Genomic DNA, 3,223 nt, shown 5'->3' with positions numbered 1-3,223 from the left:
GAGTTACAAGAAAGCATATAAATGGATAAAAGAGCTTCAGGTAAGCTATCCTACTATGTTTTATCATTGGACAATTTTTAAATCAACTTGATTGAATGACAAGAGCCGTATGAAGTGAGGCTTCACGTACGGTTCTGTGAGAGGCTTAGGGTGAAACTCCCTTTGCCTACTCGACCGCAAAGTAAAATAGTGATTAAGGAAAGATTATTTTTAAGTTGTGTTCTTTGAAATAGAAAAAACGGAAGCGGTCGCAGAGTGCAACTCTTGCGGATCAGCAATTTTTCAAGAAATTTTATTTTTGCAAAAAAATTAAAAATTGCATTAGCAAAATAAATTATCCTATTTACAACCTGCAGGGCAGTTTAAAAACCGAACAGGTTGATATGGGTGCCGACGGAACTGTTGAAATGGCTTACGACTACCAATATGATGGTTGGAATCGCTTATCAGTAGTTTCGGCAAATGGGCAGGCGCTGGCAAGTTACCAGTATAATGACGCGCTTGGCCTGGTAACTGTTGAGCGGCATTTGGGTGAAACCGTGGGAGCGTGTCCGCAGGCAACAGTAAGTACACAGCAATACAGTTATGATGACCGGGACAGGTTAACTTCCATGACCAGTGACCTGTTCGATGAATACCTGTATTACGACAGCCAACACCCGCAAACAGCAACCGATAATTTTATTGTGAGTGCAAGCAACAATTACAATGGCAATATAAACGCCCTTAAAGCCGTTTACAAGTTTAACAACACAACAAACGCTTCAACACTTAACATGGCTTTTAGCCAACCCACAATTTATGGTTATAGATACGACAGTCTAAACAGGCTTACCTCTGCCGATGCCAGCGTAATGGAAAACTTAGTAAGCGCAGGCCCTGCAACACCTGCCCGCTTGTACGGTGATGAAAATTATACATACGACCGTATCGGGAATATAAAAAAGCTGAACAGGTATCTGTACAATTCACCGGCATCGGTAACAGCGGGAGCCACAAACGAGGCGGATAGCTGGACGTATGGATACACCACAGGCACCAACAAACTTTCAAGGATTGACCAGATCGGCGAGGTGCTCTCTGCCCTCATCGGGCAATACACATACGACCAAAACGGGAATGTACGAACCGACACCAAACGCTCGGTTAACCAAACCACTTATGGTCGTGCAAACCTGCCGACCTTGATGACCATTGATAACAAAACAGCAACATATCTTTATGGGGTTGATGACAACCGTTTATACAAAAAAAGGTTGAACAACTCCAGCAGCACTGTTGAAGACGAAGCCTATTATTTAAAGGATGCTGCTGGCCGTGATGTGGCAATACTGAATTTGCTCAACAGCACAACAGATTATTATGTATACGGTAAGCAGCGCATAGCCAAACTACAAGGTGGCAGCACGCAATATTACACAACAGACCATTTAGGTAATACGCGTGTTACTTATACAGCCACAGCAAACTGTGTACCTCCGTTAAACAATAACCCACCAATATTAACTGTACAGCAAACTGTATTGAATGTGAATGATTATTTTCCTTACGGCAAAATACTGAGGAGTTATGTTAGTAGTAGTGATGAAAAATTTGGCTACCAGAATTCGGAGCGCGAACTTGAAATATCCAATAATGACTACTATACTTTATTCAGAGGTTTAGATGCAGAAACAGGTCGCTGGAAACAAGTAGACCCGAAATGGAGCCAAAGCTGGAGCCCTTACGCATCTATGAATTGCAACCCCATACTTTATAACGACCCATTGGGAGATATAGTAGAGTACGAAAATTTTGGCGATCGTTTAAGAGTTGGAATTAGAAGAATATTCGATAGCGATTTCAGAAGTAGGTTCAACAATTGGAAGGCGGATGAAAGTAACACTTATACTTTCAGACATTCGTCTGATTCTCCTGATTTAGGTCAGGCCCGTTCAAGCATGGGACCGCCTTCATTTAGCGGGGGCAATAATCAATGGAATGTGAGATATAGTAACGTGGGGCATTTTGAACAAAAGGGGATTGAAGCGCTTGGAACACGGACATTAACCATTGGAGATAATAATTCTAATAATTCTACCAGCACACAAGAATTAAAACGGGTTGTGCCAGGAAGTCAGGTTATAATTTCACCACTGCCACATCCAGACCAATTTACGTTTACAAATCAGAATGGAGCGCAAGTGTTCCAAGGAACTTTTGTTCGTGGAAATGCTGGAGATAATTATGCCACAATGCCTGGTCTTGCACCTGTAACAACGCTTACGGTTGGTGTAACAGGTAGTACTACCACTACAAATTTTACAATACCAAACGGAACAACAAGTTTAACACTAAATCAAAACACCACAAATCCTTGGCCATACACAACGGCTAGTGGAAATAGTGCTGTTTCAAATTTTCCTAATTCACAATGGAATGTAACCTATACAAGATATAGGCTTTCATTACCGGTACTTAGATAGGATATGGTAAAAAGTATAAAAAAAAATGCATTGTTATTACTACTTATTGTAATAACATCATCATCAAAAGCACAGAAGGGAAAGGATATTTTAAAATGTGCCGATACTGTAATTGTAATATTCAACAAGTACGAAGATTTTAAAAAGCCTTTTGTAAGAGATTTATATAAGGGATACTACCTAAATGATACAATATATTTCGTAAAAAATAAGAAGGCTAAAAAGTATGGAGTATCTGCATTGGACGCATGTAACGGAGTCAAGCTAAATATATGTAGAGACAAAACATATTTTAAATTTTATGACAAAAAGGAACTGAAAATAGCGGAGGGCAATTGGTACATAGAAGGATTTGTGGGCGCTTACAAAGAATACTATAAAAGCGGCAGAATAAAAGAAAGTGGCACTTACAACGGAGATGCTAAGGAAAAGGCGTGGACTTATTATAACGAAGAGGGCAAAGCCATAAAAGAAGAAGTTTACGAGAGTGGAAAACTCCTGTCGAGTAAAAATTTAGCTGAAGACAAGAAAAATAAGCCTTAATTCAATTTAATTCAATAATTTTAAAAGTAGTGATCAATAGCCCCCTGATTTTAATCAGGGTTTTTGGTATGAAAGTACGAAGTGTGCCATGAAACAATAGACCTGTAAGTTTATTGTATGTTGTATAAAAGATGATAGTAGGTCTATCACAGTCGCTGTGTAAGCAGAGGCTGTAAACCGCCTCTCGGTGCTGGTTTAGTAATAAATTGGTATTG

At 39.6% G+C, this 3,223-nt stretch carries 2 protein-coding genes; both read left to right on the top strand.

The annotated features are described in order from the left end of the window. The first annotated feature begins 383 nt into the window (after positions 1–383). Positions 384–2,465 (top strand): hypothetical protein, encoded by a 2,082-nt coding sequence (locus HYU69_12375; protein MBI2271133.1) that lies wholly within the window; start codon positions 384–386, stop codon positions 2,463–2,465. 3 nt (positions 2,466–2,468) lie between these two features. Beyond that, the gene (locus tag HYU69_12370) at positions 2,469–3,008 is read left to right on the top strand and encodes a hypothetical protein (protein ID MBI2271132.1); all 540 of its coding nucleotides are present in this window, start codon (positions 2,469–2,471) and stop codon (positions 3,006–3,008) included. The last annotated feature ends 215 nt before the right edge of the window (positions 3,009–3,223 follow it).

It is taken from the genome of Bacteroidota bacterium (genome assembly GCA_016183775.1).
GTDB lineage: Bacteria > Bacteroidota > Bacteroidia > JABDFU01 > JABDFU01 > JABDFU01.
The sequence above is the reverse complement of the archived record's forward strand: the minus strand, read 5'-3'. Positions and strand labels throughout refer to the sequence as shown.

Bases quoted from the DNA above. Each gene is read 5' to 3' on its own strand.
- HYU69_12375 (MBI2271133.1), top strand. From the start codon at position 384: ATGGGTGCCGACGGAACTGTTGAAATGGCTTACGACTACCAATATGAT.
- HYU69_12370 (MBI2271132.1), top strand. From the start codon at position 2,469: ATGGTAAAAAGTATAAAAAAAAATGCATTGTTATTACTACTTATTGTA.